Annotated in this window: 9 protein-coding genes and 1 pseudogene; 6 read left to right on the top strand and 4 right to left on the bottom strand. The window is 69.8% G+C overall.

From position 1 onward, the window contains the following. Positions 1–175 precede the first annotated feature (175 nt). Positions 176–1,483, bottom strand: coding sequence for a Na+/H+ antiporter NhaA (gene nhaA, locus ABZS42_RS22530; protein WP_355148257.1), 1,308 nt, complete (start codon positions 1,481–1,483; stop codon positions 176–178). A gap of 369 nt (positions 1,484–1,852) precedes the next feature. Then, a complete protein-coding gene (locus ABZS42_RS22535) occupies positions 1,853–2,698 on the bottom strand; it encodes an SDR family oxidoreductase (protein ID WP_355148259.1) in 846 nt (281 codons plus the stop codon). 223 nt (positions 2,699–2,921) lie between these two features. Between ABZS42_RS22535 and ABZS42_RS22540 the strand changes: the two genes are divergently transcribed. Further along, the gene (locus ABZS42_RS22540) at positions 2,922–3,389 is read left to right on the top strand and encodes a MarR family transcriptional regulator (protein ID WP_355148261.1); all 468 of its coding nucleotides are present in this window, start codon (positions 2,922–2,924) and stop codon (positions 3,387–3,389) included. 171 nt (positions 3,390–3,560) lie between these two features. Here the strand turns inward: ABZS42_RS22540 and ABZS42_RS22545 are convergent. Together ABZS42_RS22545 and ABZS42_RS22550 are read right to left on the bottom strand one after the other, a co-directional pair. After that, a pseudogene (locus tag ABZS42_RS22545) lies at positions 3,561–5,113 on the bottom strand (MFS transporter). Between the two features lie 452 nt (positions 5,114–5,565). Further along, positions 5,566–6,141 carry an XRE family transcriptional regulator gene (locus ABZS42_RS22550; protein WP_355148263.1) on the bottom strand — a complete coding sequence of 192 codons (576 nt, stop codon included), beginning with the start codon at positions 6,139–6,141 and terminating at the stop codon, positions 5,566–5,568. 642 nt (positions 6,142–6,783) lie between these two features. Between ABZS42_RS22550 and ABZS42_RS22555 the strand changes: the two genes are divergently transcribed. The 5 genes from ABZS42_RS22555 to ABZS42_RS22575 all read left to right on the top strand — a co-directional run bounded on the left by ABZS42_RS22555 (position 6,784) and on the right by ABZS42_RS22575 (position 16,889). Further along, positions 6,784–8,082, top strand: coding sequence for a sugar ABC transporter substrate-binding protein (locus ABZS42_RS22555; RefSeq protein ID WP_355148265.1), 1,299 nt, complete (start codon positions 6,784–6,786; stop codon positions 8,080–8,082). Positions 8,083–8,202: 120 nt separating this feature from the next. After that, complete coding sequence (locus ABZS42_RS22560; RefSeq protein ID WP_355148267.1) at positions 8,203–9,120, top strand: sugar ABC transporter permease; 918 nt, start codon at positions 8,203–8,205, stop codon at positions 9,118–9,120. A 5-nt stretch (positions 9,121–9,125) separates the two neighbouring features. Beyond that, on the top strand, positions 9,126–10,037 hold the full coding sequence (locus ABZS42_RS22565) for a carbohydrate ABC transporter permease (protein ID WP_355148269.1): 912 nt from the start codon (positions 9,126–9,128) through the stop codon (positions 10,035–10,037). A 2-nt stretch (positions 10,038–10,039) separates the two neighbouring features. Further along, complete coding sequence (locus ABZS42_RS22570) at positions 10,040–11,971, top strand: beta-L-arabinofuranosidase domain-containing protein (protein WP_355148271.1); 1,932 nt, start codon at positions 10,040–10,042, stop codon at positions 11,969–11,971. A 178-nt stretch (positions 11,972–12,149) separates the two neighbouring features. Then, positions 12,150–16,889 (top strand): discoidin domain-containing protein, encoded by a 4,740-nt coding sequence (locus tag ABZS42_RS22575; RefSeq protein ID WP_355148273.1) that lies wholly within the window; start codon positions 12,150–12,152, stop codon positions 16,887–16,889. Positions 16,890–16,952 lie beyond the last annotated feature (63 nt).

Genomic DNA, 16,952 nt, shown 5'->3' on the forward strand with positions numbered 1-16,952 from the left:
GAGCCCGGAGCCCGGAGCCCGGAGCCCGGAGCCCGGAGCCCGGAGCCCGGAGCCCGGAGCCCGGAGCCCGGAGCCCGGAGCCCGGAGCCCGGAGCCCGGAGCAGATGATCAACGCCCGGCACGACGGCGGCGCGTTCGGGCCGGCAGTCGGCCGGCCGGTCGCCGTGGCACCGGATCAGGCCAGACCAGGCCGCTCCTGATAGACGTCCGGCACGCCGTCGGCATCGCTGTCACGTTCTTCGACCGTGCACAGCCGCCGGTAATGGCGGTTACGGGCGCGCAGCACGACGGTGGCCAGCAGTGCCGCCAGCACCGACCCGAGCAGTACGCCGATCTTGGTGTGGTCGTCGCGCTCGCTGCCGGCGCCGAACGCCAGCTCGCCGATCAGCAGTGAGACGGTGAAGCCGACCCCAGCCAGCAACGCCAGCCCGAACACGTCCCACCAATCGAGCCCCTCGGCGAGGCGGGCCCGGCTGAACCGCTGCACCAGCCAGGTGGCGCCGAAGACCCCGACGGCCTTGCCTGCGACCAACCCGACGATCACCCCCATGGCGACCGAGTCGGTGAGCGTCGCGCCCAGACCGCCCGCGCCGGCGATCGACACCCCTGCGGCGAAGAACGCGAACACCGGCACCGCCACGCCCGCGGACAGCGGACGGAACCGGTGCTCGAAATGCTCGGCCAGGCCGGGACCGGGCCCGGGCTGGCGGCGCAGCACCGGCACGGTGAACGCGAGGGTCACCCCGGCGACCGTAGCGTGCACCCCGGAGGCGTGCACGAGGGCCCACGTGATCACGGCCAACGGCAGCAGCAGCCACCAGGACCGGACGCGGCGCTGCACCAGCAGCCCGAACACCGCCAACGGCGCGAGCGCCAGCAGCAGCGGCCCGAAGTGCAGCGAACCGGTGTAGAACACCGCGATGATCACGATGGCCAGCAGGTCGTCGACCACCGCGAGGGTCAGCAGGAACGTCCGCATCGCCGCCGGCAGGTGCGTGTTGATCACGCCGAGCACCGCGAGGGCGAAAGCGATGTCCGTGGCCGTCGGAATCGCCCAGCCGGCCAGCGCGCCGTCACCCGCCCGCGCGTTGAAGATCGTGTAGATCACCGCTGGCACCGTCATCCCGCCGAGCGCTGCGGCGACGGGCAGGAGCGCCCGCCGTGGTTCGCGCAGGTCACCGGCGACGAACTCGCGTTTGAGCTCCAGGCCGGCGACGAAGAAGAAGATCGCCAAGAGACCGTCGGCGGCCCACTGCGCCAACGAGAGGTCCAGGTGCAGCCCCGCCGGGCCGATCTCCAGGTGGCTGATCCGCCGGTACGCCTCCGACCACGGGGAGTTCGCCCAGGCGAGCGCGAGCACCGCGGCGGCCAGCAGCAGTATCCCGCCGACGGTCTCGGTACGCAGGATGTCGCCGATTCGGCGTACCTCCGGCCAGCTGCCGCGGCTGAGCAGGCGCGGCGTGCGGTCGGTGGGCGTGGTCATGGGGTAGCTCCTCTGGCTGGGGTCGCTGACTGCACCGCCGACCAGACTTCCCGGCACACCGCTGTCAACCCTACCCGTTCGACGATCATCAAGCCGGGGCGGCCGTGCACGCTCGGTCCCGTACGCTGCTGTCTGCCAGCCGCGCGAAGACCTTGGATGCGGCGGCGACATGGAGAGAGGCGGCTCGAGCGTCATGAAGCCCTGGCATTTCGCCGTACTGCTGGTCGTCCTCGCCGTCGTCGGCTACCTGGCGTGGCTCGTTGCCGCCTTCAAGCAGGGGAAGCGCGGCCGCTGAGGCGGCGTCGCCTGCTCATCGGGTCTCCGCTGTCGGGCGGGTACTGCGAGCGGCCGGCTGGAGCCGAGGCATGCTCAGGCGGCGGCGAAGTGCTCGCGGTGGTCGCGGACGAACTCCGCGATGCTCCGCGGCGACCGCCCGAGGATGCTGGCGACATGGTCGTTGGTGAAGTCGCCGAACCCGGAGCCGTACGCGGTCCGGTACTCGGCGAGGGCCTCGGCCATCCACTCGTCGATCCCCGCCTGCAGCAGGCCGTCCCGGGTCTCGTCCGGGGTCTGCGGCACGTACCGCACCGGCCGCCCGACCGTGCGGCTGACCTCCTCCGCCGCCTGGTGCAGGGTGATGCTCTCCGGGCCGGTGAGCGTGTAGATCTTGCCGGCGTGCCGCTCGGGTGCGGTGAGGATCTCGGCCGCGACCGCGGCGATGTCCCGTACGTCGATACCGCCGACCCGGCCCTCACCGAAGACCCCGTACAACTCCTCGCCGTTCACGGTGAAGAGCAGGTTCTGCATGAAGTTGGACGGTCGCAGGATCGTCCACTCCATGCCCGAGTTCTGCAGTTCGGCGTCGGAGAGCGCGTGCAACCGTCCGTTGCGGGTGGGAGCGTCGTGGGCGGCCCCGATCGCGGAGAGCCGGACGACGTGCCGTACGTCGGCCTGCCGGGCGGCCCACACCGCGTTCGCGCTCTGGGCCGGTGCGAGCGGGCCCATCGGGGTCAGCAGCCAGAGTGTCGTCACGCCGTCGAACGCGGGCCCCAGCGTGCTCGGCCGGTCCAGGTCACCCTCGACGTGCTCGACGCCGTCGATCCGGGGTGCGCGGGACGTGTCCCGTACGAGGGCGCGCACCGGCGCCTTGCCGGCCAGCTCGCGCAGCACCTCGCTCGACACCATGCCGGTCGAACCGGTCACCAGAATGGTCATGACTCTCCTCAATGATCACAAAGGGGGTGTGATCCTGCTGCGGTTGTTCCACGGCAGGCTGCGCGACTGCGCCGGCGCTCGTCGGGTCGAGAATTGACCTGTGGCGAGTGGGTGGCTGCTGTCGCGCGCACCGGTCGGCCCTACTGTCAGTCAGGTACGGGGCGGTGGTGCCGCCACAGACGATATAGTCCAAACTCAAGACCGTCCAATGATTGGACTAAAGATGAGGCGTAGCACACGTAAGGAGCAGGATCCCGACCTCGGCATCCTGGCCGTCCAGCTCTCCGCGCGCGTCCAGCGCGAGATCTTCGCCCGCGCTGCCCAACACGGGTTCGAAGACGTCAGGCCCCGGCACGGTGCGGTCCTCGCATTCCTCGACGCGGAGGGCACCCGCCCCGGCGAACTGGCCCGGTTGGCCGGCCGCAACAAGCAGACGATGGGCGCGATCCTGGACGAGCTGGAACGCCTGGACTACGTTCGGCGCGCCCCCGACCCGGTCGACCGCCGGGCACGGCTGATCATGCCGACGGAACGCGGCCTGCAGTTCATGGAGCTCTCCGACGTCCTCGTGAGCCAGATCGAGCAGGACCTCTCCGAGGTGCTCGGCCCGGACCTCTACGGAAAGTTCAGAGACGGGCTGCGTCGTGGGGTGGCGAGCCTCCCGGCGACCGGCCGCGACACGGAGGGCTGAGGACAGGGCAGACGCCACATGGGGATCTCTCGTGACCGGTCGCCCGGCGCGGATGATCAGCTTGTCGCGGTGGCCGTACGCAGGCGACGGTGTGCTCGAACGGCGAACACCAGCAGGCCGATGGTCCCCACCCGGTGCGCGCCGATGGGGACCCCGGACGCTCGTCGAGGGCTACGGGGCCAGGGACGGTGTCGGTCCGCCGGCATCCTGGTTCGCGTCCGGCGGAGCGCTGCTGACCTGGGCGTTCCTGCCACGTAGGACGGTGAGGCTGGTGATGGTGGCGGCGATGAAGAGGACTCCGGCGACGAGGAACGCGGACCGGTACCCGGCCAGGTAAGCGCCGAGCTGGTCGCTCGGGTCCTCGCCGAGACGAGCTCGCGTGGTGGTGGTGTAGAAGGTGTTGAGCAGGGCCACTCCGAACGCTCCGCCGAGCTGCTGCGTGGCGTTGAGCACCGCGCTCGCCACACCCGCGTCGGCGGGGTCGACGCCGGTCAGCGCGGCGCTGTTCATCGGAGTGAACACCAGTCCGAGGCCCACGCCCATGAGCAGTTCCGGCAGCAGCGTGCCACCCAGCCAGGCCGGGGATCCGTCGATCGTGGTCAGTGTGAACATGCCGATCGTCGCCAGGGCCATGCCGAAGGTCATGAGCACCTTCGGGCCGGTCCGGGGCAGGATCGTGGGCATCGCGAGCGCCGCCAGGATGATCCCGGCGCTGAAGGGCAGGAACGCCAACCCCGCCCGGATCGGCTGGTAGCCGAGGTTGACCTGCAGGTAGTAGGTCAGGAACAGGAACATGCCGAACATGCCGGCGCCGGAGAACACGGCGGTGACGAACGAGCCGGCGCGGTTCCGGTCCGTCAGTACGCGCAGCGGCAGCATCGGATGGTCGGCGCGGGACTGCCGGAGCACGAAGGAGACCAGCAGCACCAGCGCGGCGCCGAGGGTGAGGAGAGTGGTGGGGCGGAGCCAACCCCCGTCGCCCTCGCCGGCGATCGTGAAACCGACGACCAGGGCCACGGAACCCGTCGTGGCCAGCACGGCGCCGAGGATGTCGTAGCGGCGGTCACCGGCGACGCGGCTCTCCCGCACCGTCGGGACCGCGCCGAGGACGGTGACGACCGCGATCGGGACGTTGATGAACAGGCACCACCGCCAGTCGAGGTATTCGGTGAGGGTGCCGCCGAGGAGGAGCCCGATCGCGCCGCCGAGGCCCTGCACGGCCCCGTAGACGCCGAACGCGCGGGCGCGTTCGCCGGGGTCGACGAACGTGACGGTGACCAGGGACAGTGCCGCGGGCGCGAGCGCGGCGGCGAAGACTCCTGCAACGCGCGGGCGGTGATCAGCATGGCGGGATCGACCGCGAACCCGCCGAGGACGGAGGCGAGGGCGAAGCCGGTCAGGGTGACGAGCATGGTCCGTTTGCGGCCGGCGATGTCGGCCACGCGGCCGCCGAGCAGCAGCAGACCGCCGAAGGTGACCGCGTACGCGGTGACGGCCCAGTGCCGGTTGGCGTCCGAGATGTGTAGCGAGTGCTGTGCCTGTGGGAGTGCGATGTTGATGACCGAGGCGTCCAGCACCACCATGAGGGTGGCGAGGGCGATCACGCCCAACGCGAGCCAGCGGCGTGGGTCGGGTCGTGCAGCGCTGGGGTGCGGGGCGCGGCCCGTGGTCGTCGGGTGGACGGACATCGGAGGCGTTCCTTCGGATCGGCGAGGGCGGCTCATGACAGGCGCAGTGCGACGGCAGCCGTGAGTTGGGATTCGAGCGGGAGCGAGTGGTCAGCCGCGGGCGCACAGAAGCCGCCGGTGACCGTCGACCGGCGCGGCCGCGGGGCAGCGGGACGCGCGGGTGCCCCGCGGGCGGGGCGATCAGGTCACCGACCATCGAGGCGGCCGCGCGGTCGGCCGGCGTACGTCTTCGCTTGCCGACGGGCGTCATTGACGCGGTCAGCTGTTGCGCGACGAGGCCGTCGAGTTGAGTTGTGCCGGCGGCGCGGTGGCGGCGCCCGTCAGGTAGGTCGTTCTGCGGGTTGAGCGGTGCGTCGCCCGCGCCGAGGCGGCGGGTGTTCTCGCAGCCCCTCGGCGCCTCGGCGATGTTTGTTCACGCGTCCTACTGTCCCCAGCCACGCCCCGGCTCGCAAACCACCTTGCGATTTCCGCAAACGTGCGCGGCGGGGTCACGAGTCCCGGATGTGGATCCGTTCGCCCTGCGGGCTGAAGAGCGCCATGACCTCGACCGGCTGCTGATCGGCGCTGGCGATGGCGTGCGGTGTGCGCGTGTCGAACTCCGCCGCCTCCCCCGCCACGAGAGTGGTGAGACTGTCGCCGAGGGCGAGGTGCAGGGTCCCGCTGAGCACGTAGATCCACTCGTAGCCCTCGTGGACCCGCTGCGCGATCCGCGCGTCCTCCTGGCGGGGCGGGAGGATCAGCTTGAACGCCTGCACGCCGGAGGTGTGACGGGTCAACGGGATGTAGATCATTCCATCGCGGCGGACGGGCTTGGGGTGAATCCTCGGGTCGCCCGACTGGGGCGCTCCGACCAGGTCGTCGAGCGGCACCCGGTACGCCTTGGCGAGGGGGAGGAGCAGGTCGAGCGAGGGGCGCCGGACCCCGGACTCGAGCCGGGAGAGAGTGCTCACCGAGATGCCGGTGCGCTCGCTGACGTCGGTGAGCGTCAACCGGCGCCGGCTCCTCAGGTGCCGCAGGCGCGGCCCGACTCCGGCCAGCGCCGCGTCCACGTCCTCGTCGGTCATCTCGATGCACCTCCCTTTTGCGGAGGTGGCAAGTCTACTTGCAGCGGGCGCGTGGTCGACGATGTGCCGGTGACGCACCGCGCGCTGACCGCACCGCGGGACAGCCGGACCGGCCGAGCATCGCGCGGCCCCGGACGAGGTCGGTGGTGATGGCCCCGCGCCCTGGGCCGGGATCTGGAGTACCGAAAGGCTTTCGCAAAGATTTCAGGCGTACGGGCCGCGCGCACGAACCTCCACTTCGCACAGGCGTAGTGCCCAGACTCGACACCGAGACGGCGAAGTCGGCCGACGAAAGCCGCTCTGGTTTTACCCGTTGGACACCTTGCCGAAATCGTTTTCGTGCGACACGCTAGCGGCGGACAGTGATACTCACCACCTCGGGCGCGGCGGAGACGATCGATGCGTTGGCCGCGCCGGATCCGGCGGGAGGCGGATACGCGATGGCGAGGCAGGAGGCATCGCGCGGCGGCCGTACGAGAAGCCGCCGTTCGCCCGTCATCGCCGCCGTAGCGCCCACCGCCGGCTCACCCAGCGGTTCGGTCCCGCCCGATCGGAAGCACCACCTGCACCACCGGATTGAGCCTCCACTCGCAGGGACCGCGTAGCGGCTCCCTCCGATCGATAGACCCGAGGAGAGGAATCATGAGGAAAGCCCTGGGCAGGCGCACTGCCCTGCGTTCGATGGCAGCGATCCTGGTGGCCGCGTTGACCATCGGCGCGGCCGCTTGCGGCGGTGACGAGCCGGAGGGCTCGACCGCCGCCGAGGCGGGACCGGACGGGGTCGATGACGGCAGCGAACTCACCATGTGGACCCGCGCTCCGCTGGAGAAGCAGGCGAAGCTCCTCGTCGAGGCGTACAACTCCAGTCATCAGAACAAGGTCAAGCTGACCGTCGTACCGAACGACGACTACGTGGCGAAGGTCGGTGCGGCGGCCGGGGCGGACGGTCTGCCGGACCTCTTCGCCGCGGACATCGTCTACGTGCCGAACTGGGTGAACCAGGGGCTGTTCCAGGACATCAGCGCGAACATCGACGGCCTCGGCTTCAAGGACTCCATCAACAAGGGACACCTCTCGGCCGGCACGGTCGACGGCAAGGCGCACGTCCTGCCGTTCGTGCTCGACCTGTCGATGCTGTTCTGGAACAAGCAGTTGTTCAAGGAGGCCGGGCTCGACCCGGAGAAGGCCCCGGCCTCGCTGGAGGAGTACGCCGCCGCCGCGAAGGCGGTGCAGGGCTTGAAGAAGGAGGGCGTCTACGGCACCGCCGCCGGCCTCAACTGTGGCGGCTGCCTGGTCTTCACCTGGTTCCCCTCCATCTGGGCCGACGGTGGCCAGGTGCTCAGCGAGGACGGCACCGAGTCCAAGCTCGCCGACCCCATCGCGCAGCAGGTCTACCGCACCTGGAACGACCTGTGGAAGTCCGGTGCGGTGCTGCCCGCCTCGGAGGGGGAGACAGGTCCGACGTGGACCGCGGCGTTCACCGAGGGCAAGGTCGGTCTGATGTTCTACCCGGCGACGCTGCTCTCCTCGACCCCGTTCGACGCGGGCGTGGCCGGCATCCCCGGCCCGAAGGGCGGCGCCTCCACCTTCGTCGGCGGTGACGGGATCGGCGTGTCGAAGGATTCGAAGAAGGCGGCGCAGGCCTGGAACTTCCTGAACTGGATGATGTCCGAGCAGGCACAGGTCGAGGTGTTGGCGAAGAACAAGGACGTGGTCTCCCGCGTCGACCTCGCGAACAACAAGTACGCCGCCGAGGACCCGCGGCTGGTCACCATCAACGAGGTGGCCGGCAAGGGTGAGACTCCCGTCGCGCTGAACTTCCAGCAGGCGTTCAACGCGCCGAACAGCCCCTGGCTGACCCTCGTCCGCAACCAGGTGCTCACCGGCAGCGGCGATCTGCAGAAGGACAACGTCGAGATCACCGGCGTACTCAAGCAGTAGCCGACGGCCGGCGCGGGTGGATGCCGACGAGAGGCCCGATCGGCACCCACCCGCGGCGTGGCCGCGACCCCGACGCGCTGAACGACCTGCCCCTATCGCGGAGAAACGAGAGGTTCCCCGATGACAGTCACCGCACCGTCTCGCCCGCCCAGTGCGGCGATGCGGGGCCGCGCCCGTCGCCCCGGCCGTCGCGGCCTGCTCGGCTGGCTCTACGCGACACCGACGGCGGTCTTCGTCGTGGCGTTGTTCGTGGTGCCGCTGCTGCTGGTCGTCAAGATGTCGCTGTCGAGATGGCCTCTGCTGACCGGGGACCAGGGGATCAACGCTCCGGACAACTTCACGAAGGCCGTCGACCACCGGTTCTTCACCGACTCGGTGGTGTTCACCATCAAGTACACCGTGCTGGCCACCGTGCTGCTGCTCGCTCTCGGGCTGGGGCTGGCCCTGCTGGTGCAGGAGTCGAGCCGATGGAACAGCCTGCTGCGCGCGTCGTTCCTGATTCCCAGCGCCCTCGGCCTGGCTTCGGCGTCGCTGCTGTTCTACGTGCTCTACTCGCCGTACGCGAGCCCGCTGGCACCCGTGATGGACAGTCTGGGCTTCACCTTCCTCGGTTCACCGACCGCGGCGCTGCTGTCCACGACCTTCCTCATCGTGTGGCGTTATGCCGGCTTCTACATGGTGCTCATGCTCGTCGGCCTGCAGGGCATACCGGCGGACGTGTACGAAGCCGCCCGCTCGGACGGCGCCAGCCGGTGGCAGACCTTCCGGAAGATCACTCTGCCGTTGCTACGTCCGACGCTGGCGCTGACGACCGTGCTCTGCGTGACCGGTTCGCTGCTCGCCTTCGAGCAGTTCTACATCCTCACGAAGGGCGGGCCGGACAACAGCACGATCACCGTCGTGCAGCTCATCTACATGGTGGCGTTCCAAGGTCAGAACGATCTCGGTGTGGCGGCTGCGCTCTCGGTCATCGTGCTGCTGGCCCTGATCGTCATGAACGCCCTGCAACTGCGCGCCTTCCGAGCCGAGGAGAGGTGACGTCGATGGTCACCGTTTCCCGTTCCCGTTCGACCGCCGCCGGCGGATCGACTCCGCACGGTGTGCCCGCCGGTCCGAGCAGATCGCGCGGCGTCACCATCGCCGGCATCGCGCTGCGGACGCCGTACTGGGTGTTCACCGGGGCGGTGGGCCTGATCTTCCTGGCTCCGCTGCTCTGGACGGCGGTGGCCTCGGTCGCCCCGCAGGCCGGCACGAACCAGGTGGACGGCTGGGGGCTTGGCAACTACCAGACGCTGGCGAACTACCAGGCCGGCATCTGGCGGTACCTGGCGAACTCGACACTCGTGTCGCTGCTGACGGTCGTGCTGACCCTGCTGGTGTCCCTGCTCGGCGGTTATGCGTTCGCCCGGTTCCGCTTCCCCGGCCGGAACATCCTGTTCCTGCTCACCCTCGCCATCCTGATGGTGCCCTACGCGACGTTGCTGATCCCGCTGTACGTGCTGCTCAACCAGGTCGGGCTGCAGAACTCCCTCGTCGGCGTGGCTCTGGTGCTCACGATGTTCCAGCTGCCGTTCGCCACCTTCCTGATGCGCATCTCGTTCGAGGCGGTGCCACGGGAGCTCGACGAGGCCGCGATGGTCGACGGTTGCTCGTCGTTCGGCGCGCTGCGGCGGGTGTTGTTGCCAGCCGTGAAACCGGGTCTGATCACCGTCGGGCTGTTCGCGTTCCTCGCCGCCTGGAACGACTTCATGGCGCCGCTGATCCTCATCAACGACAGCGAACGGATGACGCTGCCGCTCGCGGTGTCCAACCTGCGCGGCCAGGTCCAAGGTGTCGTCGACTACGGGGCGACCGAAGCGGGCGTCGTCGTTCTCGCCCTTCCGTGCATCGTCCTGTTCCTGCTGCTCCAACGACACTATGTGCGCGGCTTCATGTCCGGCGCGCTGAAGGGATGACCATGAGCGCACCCATGGCCGCGCCCGTCCTGCCGGTCCGTGGCCGACTACGGCCGCTGGGGCTGGACGACGTCCGGATCACGGGCGGCTTCTGGGCCGAGCGTCAGTCGACCAACGCCACCGCGACTCTCGCGCACATCGAGTACTGGCTGGAGCGCGCCGGCTGGCTCCGGAACTTCGACCTGGCCGCGCGGGGTGGCCTTCCCGACGGCCGCCGTGGGCGGGAGTTCTCGGACTCGGAGATCTACAAGTTCCTCGAAGCGCTGGCGTGGGAGATCGGGCGGAGCGGGGACGCCGAGCTCGAGTCGAGCTTCCGCGGCATCGTCCGGCGGGTGGCCGCGGCACAGGAACCCGACGGTTACCTCAACACCAGGTACGGCCGGCCGGGGCAGGCGCCGCGGTGGTCCGACCTCGAATGGGGCCACGAGCTCTACTGCGTCGGGCACCTCCTCCAGGCCGCGGTCGCCCGAGCGCGCACGCGTCCGGGTGCGGACGACGGACTGCTCGAGGTCGCCTGCCGCGCCGCCGACAACGTGTGCGCGACGTTCGGGCCGGACGGCATCGACGGCGTCTGTGGGCACCCGGTCATCGAGACGGCGCTGGTCGAGCTGGCCCGGGCCACCGGCGAGGACCGTTACCTGGCGCAGGCTGCGCTCTTCGTCGACCGCCGGGGCCATGGCCGGCTCAGCGACGTGGAGTTCGGTCGGGAGTACTTCCAGGACGAGCGTCCCGTCCGGGAGGCGACGGTGCTGCGCGGGCACGCGGTCAGGGCGAACTATCTCGCCGCGGGCGCGGTGGACGTCGCGGTCGAACTGAAGGACGCCGGCCTGCTGGAGGCGGTACGCAACCAGTGGAGCAACACGGTGGCCAGCCGCACGTACGTCACGGGTGGGCAGGGCTCGCGCCACCAGGACGAGGCGTTCGGCGAGGACTGGGTGCTGCCCCCGGACCGCGCCTACTCGGAGACCTGCGCCTCGGTCGGTTCGGTGATGTTCGCTTGGCGGCTGCTGCTCGCCGACGGTGACCCCCGGTACGCGGACCTCATCGAGCGGACGCTGTTCAACGTGGTGTCGACCTCGCCGGCGGCGGACGGGCGGAGCTTCTTCTACACGAACACGCTGCACCGCCGTGAGCTGGGCACCCGGCCCGACGCCGATCGGCCCAGCCTCCGCGCGGCGTCGTCGCTGCGTGCGCCATGGTTCGAGGTCTCCTGCTGCCCGACCAACGTCGCCCGTACGCTGGCCAGCCTGGCGGCGTACGTCGCCACCTGCGACGACGAGGGGCTTCAGCTCCATCAGTACATGCCCGCCACCGTCGAGCACCGTCTCCCGGACGGGCGTGAGGTGCGCCTGACCGTCGCGACCGGCTACCCGCACGACGGGGAGATCCGGGTGCGCGTCGACAGCGACGAGGACCGCCCCTGGTCGCTGTCGTTGCGGGTGCCGGCCTGGGCCGACAACGGCGCGACGGTCACCGTCGACGGAGACGTCCGGCCGGTCGGCCCTGGCTTCGTCACCGAGCGCCGGACGTGGCGATCCGGCGACGAGATCGTCCTGTCGCTGCCGGTGGCGCCCCGGTTCACCTTCCCGGACGAGCGCATCGACGCCGTGCGGGGCTGTGTGGTGGTGGAGCGCGGCCCCCTCGTGCTCGCGCTGGAGTCCGTGGACGTGCCCGGTGTGGACACCGTCGACGAGCTTCGCGTCGACGTGGCCGAACCGCCTCGTCTGGTGGACGGCCGGGTCACCGTCCGGTGCCGTCGGGTGCATCCCAGTGATCATGAATGGCCCTACCGGCCGGAGCGCGACGGAGCCGCGCTCGTCGGTGAGGTGCTCGACGGGGTGGCCCTGGTGGAGTACCACGCGTGGGCGAACCGCGGGCCGTCCACGATGCGCGTCTGGCTTCCCGCGATCGCCGACGACACCGAACTGGACTGACGGGCGGGCCTGAGGTCACCGCCTGACCGGTCCGGTTCTTCCACCCCTTGTTGTTAACGCTAACACCGACGTCCACTCCCTCCGGCCACGACAACGCCAGTCCGCGCGACCGACCACCGAGGTGCAGCACGGTGCCTCCTCAGCAGCCCAGCAGCACCGACGACAAGGAGGAAGGAACATGACCCGTAGACGCGTGAGAAGGGCACCCCTCTGGGCCGCCCTGGCCGCGCTCGTGGTGGGAGGGACGATCGGCGTGGGATCACCGGCCCACGCCGACGGCCCCGTCCTGCCCGGCAACGAGGGTGACGTCGGGATCTACACCGACGGGCAGAGCCACGTGATGGACATCGGCGACCCGGTCTACAGCAACGTCGCCGACGTCGCCGACCGGCTCAAGCCCGGCGTGCCGTTCACGGCCGGGAACATGCACCAGTCCATCTTCGACAAGGACCTGGCCGCCGGCGGCACGGACTACTACCTCGACCGTGTCCTGGGCGTGCAGGGAACGATCGGGTCGGCGGTGCTGATGACCCGAGGCCGCTCCCTGTACATGCGCGGCGCGAGCAACAACAACTTCACCGTCATGGGCTTCGCCGGCAGCGCGTACGTCGGCGGCCCCAACAACCTCGGCAACCTCTACACCGTCACGGTGCCGGGGCAGACCGTCACCGAGGTGAACGCGAACCGGTTCAACGCGCCCAGCCACGCGAAGAGCCGGTACACCATCGGCGCGACCGGGGTCACCGCCGACCTGACCAAGTTCATCACGTACGACAACGTCGCCGTCACCGCCATCGACTTCAGCAACCCCGATGACGACCCGGCCACGTTCACCGTCCGCGCCGCCGCGCCGCTGGCCACCGAGGCCGGAAGGAGCGCGGCCGAGCTCACCGGCACCCGCACCATCACCAGCGGATCCAACAACGGCCTCGTCGACACCGCGTGGAACTCGATCAAGGTCGACCTCACCGCCGCGGGCTTCACCCGGACCGGCACCAACCTCGACCGCGAGGTCACCGTGCCCGCCGGCGGCTCGGTGTCGCTGTCGGTGGTCGGCGCCGTCTCCTCGGCCACGCTGCCCGAGACGGTCGAGAGCTACCAGGACTACGCCGGGCTGTCCCCGGCCGAGGCGGTGCACACCGGCATCACGGCGTTCCACCGCCGCTGGGCGCAGGACGTTCCCTACATCGACGTCCCGGATCCCGCGCTGGAGAAGGCCATCGTCTACCGCTGGTGGGGTGAGCGGTACAACACCCTCGACGCCAACGCGTCCGGTCACGTCTACCAGTACCCGACGACGATCGAGGGGGTGAACCTCTACCAGAACGCCGTCGCGCTGACCCAGCCGATGCACCTGCAGGACACCAAGTGGCTGCGTACGCCGTACCTGCCGTACGGCCAGGTGCTCAACATCGGCGAGTTGTCCGGCTCGTCGGCCTTCCTGGACAGCCCCGGGCACACCAGCTGGAACAACCACTACTCGCAGTACATCGGCACGGCCGGCCTGGAGGCGTACAACGTGCACGGCGGCGGCAAGGAGATCGCCCGGAAGTTCGCCGGCTACTTCGAGGGCGACGGCGTCGGCCAGCTCGAACACTACGACGGCAACGACGACAACCTGATCGCGTACGACACCAACTACATGCCCGGCAACGACGCCGACGCCATCACCTTCGGCTTCCCGAAGGCCAACGCCGGTGCGCCCGGGGCGCGGACCATCGAGCGTCCCGAGTCGGCGTACGTGTGGGGCGCGTTCGACGCGGCCCGCCAGCTCTACCAGATCGCCGGGGCCGATCAGGCCAAGGTCGACCAGATGGCGGCCGGCGCCGACGACATCCGCGAGGCGATCCTCGACCGGCTGTGGAGCCCCGACATGCGGATGTTCCTCGCCGGCACGTCCCACGGCGCCACCAGCGCGGCCAGCGCCAACGGTCGGCCCAACCCGCTGCCCGAGTCGGCCCGTGACCTGATCCCGGCCCGGGAGTCGAACCTCTACGACGTCTACGCCGAGAACCTCATCCCGTTCGACCAGTGGCAGAACTACGTCGACGGGTTCCGCTTCCTCACCTATGGCGACAACTTCCCGATCTTCCCGTTCTACACCGCCAACCAGTACGACCGGACGGCGTACGGGATCGGCGGCTCCAACAACTTCTCCAACATCAACTTCACGGTGCAGTACCGCGGCGTCCGGTCGGCGCTTCGCCACTACGACCCGGAGCAGAAGTACATCACTCCGGCCTACGCCAAGCGGCTGCTCGACTGGATGGCGTGGAGCATCTACCCGAACGCGGACCTGCGCGCCCCGAACCAGGCGGAGTACTACTCCAACTGGAACGCCACCACGAAGACCTACAACCGCAACAACCCGAACCACGTGATGCTCGGGAACATGAACTACATCTTCGTCGAGGACATGGCAGGCATCCAGCCGCGCTCCGACGACAAGATCGAACTCTGGCCGATCCAGTTCGGGTACGACCACTTCATGGTCAACAACCTGCGGTACCACGGGCAGGACGTCACCGTCGTCTGGGACCCCGACGGCAGCCAGTACGGGCTGGGTGCCGGTTACAGCCTGTTCCTCAACGGTGAGAAGAAGGTCAGCACCGACCGGCTGGGCAAATTCACCTACGACCCGAACACCAACCAGGTGCAGGCCGAGGAGGGCCTGACCGTCACCTTCACCGCCGACGGCGGCAGCCAGTTCCCGAGCGCGGTGAACACCCCGATCTCCGACGACCGGGTCGTCTCGTACCTCAAGACGGCCGGCATCGACCTCACCGAGGACGCGCCGAACCTGGCGACGGGCGCCGAGCTCAGCTCGTCGCACACCCAGCAGGGTGTGCGGCCCACGCCGTGGCGGCAGTTCCACACCCCCGGCTGGAGCACCACCTCGATGAACTACACGCCTGGCGCGATCAAGGAGACCGAGCGGCCGGTGTCGCTGAGCGCGGTGACCGACGGCATCACCGCCAACGAGCCGTACTGGGGCAACTACGGCACGACCGACCGCAACGGCTACGTCGAGCTGGACCTGGGCTCGGCCAAGTCCTTCGACAACGTGAAGGTGTTCTTCGTCAGCGACCGGCAGGCCGGCGGCTACCGCGAACCCGCCCGCTGGTGGATCCAGGTGCCCGACGGCGACGGCGGCTGGAAGGAGCTGCCGAACCAGTTCAAGAACCCCACCGTCCCGTCGGCGAAGTTCAACGAGGCGCTGTTCCACACCACGACGTCGAACAAGCTGCGCATCGCGTTCACCAACAACCCGACCTTCTTCACCGCCATCTCCGAGATCCAGGTCTTCGACTCCGGTCGCGACGTACCGGACGTCGCCAACCAGGCGCCGGTGGTCACCGCCGTGCGGGACGGCTCGGCGGACGGCAACCTGTCCACCCGGCTGGTCGGCACCGCGACCGACGACGGCGTCCCCTACGACAGCGAGCTCAGCTTCGGCTGGGAGACCGTGTCGACGCCGACCGGCGCCGGCGTGATCTTCGCCGACGCGACGGCGCCGGCCACCCGGGTGACGGGCACGGTCCCCGGCGACTACGTGTTCCGCTTCCACGCCGACGACGGTGAGAAGCGGTCGGAGGCGACCGTCGCGGTGACCCTCGCCGAGCGGGAGGTCGTCGCGGAGTTCGGCCGCTCGGCGACGATCACCACCAGTGGTACCGCGTCGTGGGAGAACCACCAGCGGGTCAACGAGAGCAGCACGCCGAACAGCTCGAACCCGGGCACCGGCAACGGCTGGGGCAACTGGGGCCAGCCGCAGAACGGCACCAGCCCCGAACGGGCGGCGTGGATCCAGTACCGGTGGGACGCGCCGGTGCGGCTCTCCTCGACCGACATCTACTGGTACGACGACAACGGCGGCACCCGCCGGCCCACCGCCACGACGTACGCCGTCGAGAGCTCCGCGGACGGCACCACCTGGACTCCGGTCACGCTGACCGGCGGATCGGCGTACGCCGACGCGCTGGCCACCAACAGGTACAACCACCTCGAGTTCGAACCGGTCTCGACCAGCTACCTGCGGATCCGCATCTTCGGTCTGATGGGTGCGGGCGCGGGCACGGGTGTGCTGCGCTGGCGGGCCAACGGCGAAACCGTCGACTCGGTGCGCTCGCCGGTGCTCATCCGCACCGCCGTGGGCCAGGTACCGACGCTGCCGAGCACGCTCGACGCGGTCTACGCCAGCGGCGCGCGCGGCGACGTCGCGTTCAACTGGCAGCAGATCACGCCCGAGATGGTCGCCGAGACCAACGTCGAACCGTTCGTGGTCTACGGCACGAACGACGCGTACGGCCTGATCGCCGAGGCGCGCGTCTACGTGCGGCCCGAGACCGCGCCGGGCGGCATCTCCATCCAGGGAGCCGAGACGTTCGAGCAGGCCGTCGAGGTGGGGGAGCTGCCCTACCTGCCCGGCAAGGTGGAGGTGTCGTACAACGACGGCTCCCGGGACAACCAGGCCATCGGCGTGGACTGGGACTTCGACGAGAGCATCGTCGAAACGCCCGGTCGCTACACCGTCATCGGCAACCTGATCCTGCCCGAGTACGTCAGCGAGGCCGGCACCACCCGGACCACGTTGACCCTGACCGTGGGTGACCCGCCACCGGCCCCCGCCTGGAACGTCGAGGCGCAGGCCCGCACCCAGTGCACCGGCGGCAAGGTCTACGTGCTGGTGACCGCGCGCAACGCCGACGACGTGCCGCTCACCATCGAGCTGGTCACGCCGTACGGGTCGCGCACGGTCTCCGACGTCGCCCCCGGCAAGTCCGCCTACCAGGCGTCCACCAGCCGGGCCGTGGCGGTGCCGGCCGGAACCGCCACGGTGAAGGTCACCGGGACCGTCGACGGTGCGCCGGTCACGGAGCAGATCGAGGCGCCGTTCGGCGCGCTCAGCTGCGAGTAGCCCGTCACGGGGTGGCGGCGTCGCAACGGCGCCGCCACCCCACCCGGCCCGACAGTGAGGAGA

This window comes from Micromonospora sp. NPDC005367 (genome assembly GCF_040606825.1).
GTDB lineage: Bacteria > Actinomycetota > Actinomycetes > Mycobacteriales > Micromonosporaceae > Micromonospora.

Excerpts from the sequence above, each read along its gene's own strand:
- nhaA (WP_355148257.1), bottom strand. The coding sequence starts at position 1,483 with ATGACCACGCCCACCGACCGCACGCCGCGCCTGCTCAGCCGCGGCAGC.
- ABZS42_RS22535 (WP_355148259.1), bottom strand. The coding sequence starts at position 2,698 with ATGACCATTCTGGTGACCGGTTCGACCGGCATGGTGTCGAGCGAGGTG.
- ABZS42_RS22540 (WP_355148261.1), top strand. The coding sequence starts at position 2,922 with ATGAGGCGTAGCACACGTAAGGAGCAGGATCCCGACCTCGGCATCCTG.
- ABZS42_RS22550 (WP_355148263.1), bottom strand. The coding sequence starts at position 6,141 with ATGACCGACGAGGACGTGGACGCGGCGCTGGCCGGAGTCGGGCCGCGC.
- ABZS42_RS22555 (WP_355148265.1), top strand. The coding sequence starts at position 6,784 with ATGAGGAAAGCCCTGGGCAGGCGCACTGCCCTGCGTTCGATGGCAGCG.
- ABZS42_RS22560 (WP_355148267.1), top strand. The coding sequence starts at position 8,203 with ATGACAGTCACCGCACCGTCTCGCCCGCCCAGTGCGGCGATGCGGGGC.
- ABZS42_RS22565 (WP_355148269.1), top strand. The coding sequence starts at position 9,126 with ATGGTCACCGTTTCCCGTTCCCGTTCGACCGCCGCCGGCGGATCGACT.
- ABZS42_RS22570 (WP_355148271.1), top strand. The coding sequence starts at position 10,040 with ATGAGCGCACCCATGGCCGCGCCCGTCCTGCCGGTCCGTGGCCGACTA.
- ABZS42_RS22575 (WP_355148273.1), top strand. The coding sequence starts at position 12,150 with ATGACCCGTAGACGCGTGAGAAGGGCACCCCTCTGGGCCGCCCTGGCC.